This window comes from Mesorhizobium silamurunense, from assembly GCF_014843825.1.
Lineage (GTDB): Bacteria > Pseudomonadota > Alphaproteobacteria > Rhizobiales > Rhizobiaceae > Mesorhizobium > Mesorhizobium silamurunense.
The window spans coordinates 1-4,382 of record NZ_JHQR01000331.1; the positions used below are offsets into that span (position 1 = coordinate 1).

Below are 4,382 nucleotides of genomic sequence, written 5' to 3' on the forward strand. Positions count from 1 at the left end.
CCCCTGCGCCTGCGCCTGTCGCGGCCCGCGCGCCTTCCGCGCCCGACGATGCCTCGCGCGAGGAGCGCGTGCGCATGACAAAGCTCCGTCAAACCATCGCCCGCCGCCTCAAGGAAGCGCAGTCGACCGCCGCCATGCTCACCACCTTCAACGAGGTGGACATGAGCGCGGTGATGGCGCTCAGGGCCAAGTACAAGGACGTGTTCGAGAAGAAGCATGGCGTGAAGCTCGGCTTCATGGGCTTCTTCACCAAGGCGGTGACGCATGCGCTGAAGGAGATACCGGCGGTCAATGCCGAGATCGACGGCACCGACATCATCTACAAGAATTTTGCTCATGTCGGCGTCGCCGTCGGCACGGACAAGGGCCTGGTGGTGCCGGTGGTGCGCGACGCCGACCAGATGTCGATCGCCGAGATCGAGAAGGAAATCGGCCGGCTCGGGCTTGCGGCGCGCGACGGCAAGCTCTCGGTCGCGGACATGCAAGGCGGCACATTCACGATTTCCAACGGTGGCGTTTACGGCTCGCTGATGTCGACGCCGATCCTCAACGCGCCGCAGTCCGGCATCCTCGGCATGCACAAGATCCAGGATCGGCCGGTGGTGGTCGGCGGTCAGATTGTCATCCGTCCGATGATGTATCTGGCGCTGAGCTACGACCATCGCATCGTCGACGGCAAGGAAGCTGTGACCTTCCTGGTGCGCGTCAAGGAAAGCCTGGAGGATCCCGAGCGGCTGGTGCTCGATCTCTAAGGTTGGCGCGGTGGCTGAGACTGTCGAGCCAATCGATCTGTTCGAGCTTGTAACGACAGGCCGGGCGGGGCCCGTCGAACTCGGCAAAAGCAGCCGTGAGACGGTTCGAGGCTTAATCGACCCGGAGGATGTGCGGGCGGACAATCATTATCGCCACGAGGACGCCGAGTCAGCTTGGTGCATCTATGGTCGAAATTGCGAGTTCTTCTTCAGCCCCGATTTTCGCCTGCGGTCGATTAGCGTCGAACCTGTGTTCGGAAGATTGCAATCGAATGGAATGATGCCGACTTGGTACGGCCATCTGGACGTCAATGTGGGGCGGCATCCGGTAACTTTTGCAGGCAGAAAGCCGATAGAGATACATACTCTGCCCAAGGCTCTTCAGTTCCTGAACAAGAGCGAATTCAAGTGGGCAATCGGCGGCGGTCGTGAGCGCGACGTTTACATTGAGTTGGCGGAGAGTTCTCGCAACTTGACCCTCAAATACGAGGTGAACACCATTCCAGTCGACAGGAATGACAACGTTGCGTTCGAGATAGACTATTTCCTTTCGACGGTCTTCATCCTCGATCAAGCTGTTCAAGGCGGATAGCTGTGACGATCTGCTCTTTCTTGTCCGAAAGCCTGTTGACTGCATCGATAGCGGTCGGCGTGATGATGATCCCTGCGGCCGCGCAGGCCGCCTGCCCGATCCAGCTTGCCGTCTATGGCGAGGCGAAAAGCGGCGCCGAGATCGATTTCACTCCGACCGGCACCTCGGCAACGATCACCAACACGTTCCGCATGATCCTCGACAACAATGTCGTGCTCGACGGCATAGCCATGTGGACGGAGGGGAGCGCTGGGCGACCGCACGGCTCGCTGATGTACAAATGCCCGACCGGCGACGCCACCGGCGAGGAGCTTGCCGCCTGCACGGTTTGGGAAGGCGTGATCTACAGCGCCGATGAGAAGGGCACCATCGGGTTGTTCCCGGCCGAGGGCGCCGATGCGCCGAAGAGCCTCATCTTCCCCGATCTTGGGCCGTCGCTCGAAATGTCGGCCGCTTACGGTCCCGCCGGCTTTTCCAAGGTGCCGTGGGACGTCTTTGCCCTGAAAGGCTGCCAGGAATGAGCGCTGACAAGAAGACGCTGCTGGTCACCGGCGGCAGCCGCGGCATCGGCGCCGCCATCTGCCGGCAGGCCGTCCAGGCCGGCTTTCGGGTCGCGATCAACTACGTCTCCAACCAGGCGGTTGCCGAGATGTTGGTCGCCGAGCTCGAAGCCACCGGCGGTGAGGCAATCGCGGTCAAGGGCGATGTCGGCAACGAGGCCGATGTGGTGGCAATATTCGAGGCGGTGGACAAGGCCTTCGGCCGGCTCGACGCTTTCGTCAACAATGCCGGCATCGTCGACGTCAAGGCGCGCGTCGACGAGATGAGTGCGGCGCGGGTCGAGCGGATGATGCGCGTCAACGTCGTCGGCTCCTTCCTCTGCGCGCGCGAGGCGGTGAAGCGCATGTCGACCCGGCATGGCGGCAAGGGCGGCGCCATCGTCAATCTCTCTTCGGCGGCTGCCAGGCTGGGCTCGCCCGGCGAATATGTCGACTACGCCGCCTCCAAGGGCGCGATCGACACGCTGACGATCGGCCTGGCGCGCGAGGTGGTGCTGGAAGGCATCCGCGTCAATGCGGTCAGTCCCGGTATCACCGAAACCGATATCCATGCCTCCGGCGGCCAGCCCGATCGCGTGGCGCGGATGCAGGAGATGCTGCCGATGAAGCGCGCGGGCACGGCCGATGAGGTCGCAAGCGCGGTTCTCTATCTTCTGTCGGATGCGGCCTCCTATATAACGGGCGCGATCCTCAATGTGAGCGGCGGCCGCTAGAGCAATTCCAGGAAAAGTGCCCAGCGGTTTTCCGTTTCGGAATTGCGTACAAAGAAATATCGGAGCGGTTCGATCTCGAACCGCTCCAAGCCGGATAAGAAGGACAGCCTCATGGCTTATGACGTCGTAATCATCGGATCGGGACCGGGCGGCTATGTCTGCGCCATCAAGGCGGCGCAGCTCGGCCTGAAGACAGCGGTGGTCGAGAAGAACGCCACCTTCGGCGGCACCTGCCTCAACATCGGCTGCATCCCGTCGAAGGCGCTGCTCCACGCCTCCGAGATGTTCGCGGAAGCCGGTCATTCCTTCGATATGCTGGGCGTCGAGGTCGGCGCGCCGAAGCTCAATCTCAAGAAGATGCTGGCGCATAAGGATGCGACGGTGGCGTCGAACGTCAACGGCGTCGCCTTCCTCTTCAAGAAGAACAAGATCGACAGCTTCCGCGGCACCGGCAAGGTGATCGGCGCCGGCAAGGTGTCGGTGACCGGCGAGGACGGCAAGGTCGAGGAGCTCGAGACGAAGAACATCGTCATCGCCACCGGTTCCGACGTCGCCGGCATTCCGGGCGTCAAGGTCGACTTCGACGAGAAGGTGATCGTGTCCTCGACCGGCGCGCTGTCGCTGGCCAAGGTGCCGGCCAGCCTCGTGGTGGTGGGCGGCGGCGTCATCGGGCTGGAGCTCGGCTCGGTCTGGGCCAGGCTCGGCGCCAAGGTCACCGTCGTCGAGTTCCTCGACACCATCCTCGGCGGCATGGACGGCGAGGTCTCGAAACAGTTCCAGCGGCTGCTGTCCAAGCAGGGCTTCGAGTTCAAGCTCGGCGCCAAGGTCACCGGCGTCGCCAAATCAAAGAAGGGCGCCAGCGTGACGTTCGAGCCGGTCAAGGGTGGCGCGGCGGAAACCATCGAGGCGGATGTCGTGCTTGTCGCTACTGGACGTCGCCCCTATGCCGACAGCCTTGGTTTGAAGGAAGCGGGCGTCGAGATGGACGAGCGCGGCCAGGTCAAGACCGACGGGCATCTCATGACCAACGTGCCCGGCATCTATGCCATTGGCGACGTCATCGCCGGGCCGATGCTGGCGCACAAGGCCGAGGACGAGGGCGTGGCGGTGGCCGAGATGATCGCCGGCCAGGCCGGCCACGTGAATTACGACGTCATCCCGAGCGTCGTCTACACCAGCCCGGAAATCGCCTCCGTCGGCAAGACCGAGGAGGAGCTGAAGAAGGCCGGCATCGACTACAAGGTCGGAAAATTCCCGTTCAGCGCCAATGGCCGGGCGCGCGCCATGCTGCACACCGACGGCTTCGTGAAGATCCTGGCCGACAAGGCCAGCGACCGCGTGCTCGGCGTCCATATCGTCGGCTTCGGCGCCGGCGAGATGATCCATGAGGCGGCGGTGCTGATGGAGTTCGGCGGCTCCTCGGAAGACCTCGCCCGCACCTGCCATGCGCACCCGACCATGTCGGAAGCGGTCAAGGAAGCGGCGCTGGCCACGTTCTTCAAGCCGATCCACATTTAGCGGTGCGGCTCCGCCAGCCCGCTGCTTCGCGCGATGAGAGGAATACTTTCGGCGTCGCGCCGCCGGCGGCTGACAATGTCCGCGCGCCCACATTCATGAATGGATGCATCCAAAACAAACGGCCCGCCTTTCGGCGGGCCGTTCGTCGTGGATTGGGCCCGATTACTGAGCCGGGGCGGGTGCCGGAGCAGGTGCCGGCGCGGGCGCCGGAGCTGGGGCCGGAGCGGGTTCTGGGGCAGGCGCTGGT

At 63.5% G+C, this 4,382-nt stretch carries 5 protein-coding genes; all 5 read left to right on the forward strand.

Annotated elements, in window-relative coordinates; genetic code table 11:
• Positions 1 to 752, forward strand: a 752-nt coding sequence (gene odhB / locus DH10_RS31580) for a 2-oxoglutarate dehydrogenase complex dihydrolipoyllysine-residue succinyltransferase (protein ID WP_192385710.1), incomplete at its 5' end; no start/stop codon positions are given.
• A gap of 10 nt (positions 753 to 762) precedes the next feature.
• Positions 763 to 1,344: a hypothetical protein gene (locus DH10_RS31585; protein WP_192246392.1), complete on the forward strand. Its 582-nt coding sequence runs from the start codon at positions 763 to 765 to the stop codon at positions 1,342 to 1,344.
• 65 nt (positions 1,345 to 1,409) lie between these two features.
• Positions 1,410 to 1,865, forward strand: coding sequence for a hypothetical protein (locus DH10_RS31590; RefSeq protein ID WP_192246487.1), 456 nt, complete (start codon positions 1,410 to 1,412; stop codon positions 1,863 to 1,865).
• Positions 1,862 to 2,617: an SDR family oxidoreductase gene (locus tag DH10_RS31595; protein WP_192246390.1), complete on the forward strand. Its 756-nt coding sequence runs from the start codon at positions 1,862 to 1,864 to the stop codon at positions 2,615 to 2,617. Before DH10_RS31590 ends, DH10_RS31595 begins: the two co-directional genes overlap by 4 nt.
• Before the next feature lie 111 nt (positions 2,618 to 2,728).
• The gene (gene lpdA / locus DH10_RS31600) at positions 2,729 to 4,135 is read left to right on the forward strand and encodes a dihydrolipoyl dehydrogenase (protein WP_192246388.1); all 1,407 of its coding nucleotides are present in this window, start codon (positions 2,729 to 2,731) and stop codon (positions 4,133 to 4,135) included.
• The last annotated feature ends 247 nt before the right edge of the window (positions 4,136 to 4,382 follow it).

What these genes read in the sequence shown, in the direction of transcription:
- DH10_RS31590 (WP_192246487.1), top strand. Translation starts at nt 1,410, where the DNA reads ATGATCCCTGCGGCCGCGCAGGCCGCCTGCCCGATCCAGCTTGCCGTC.
- DH10_RS31595 (WP_192246390.1), top strand. Translation starts at nt 1,862, where the DNA reads ATGAGCGCTGACAAGAAGACGCTGCTGGTCACCGGCGGCAGCCGCGGC.
- lpdA (WP_192246388.1), top strand. Translation starts at nt 2,729, where the DNA reads ATGGCTTATGACGTCGTAATCATCGGATCGGGACCGGGCGGCTATGTC.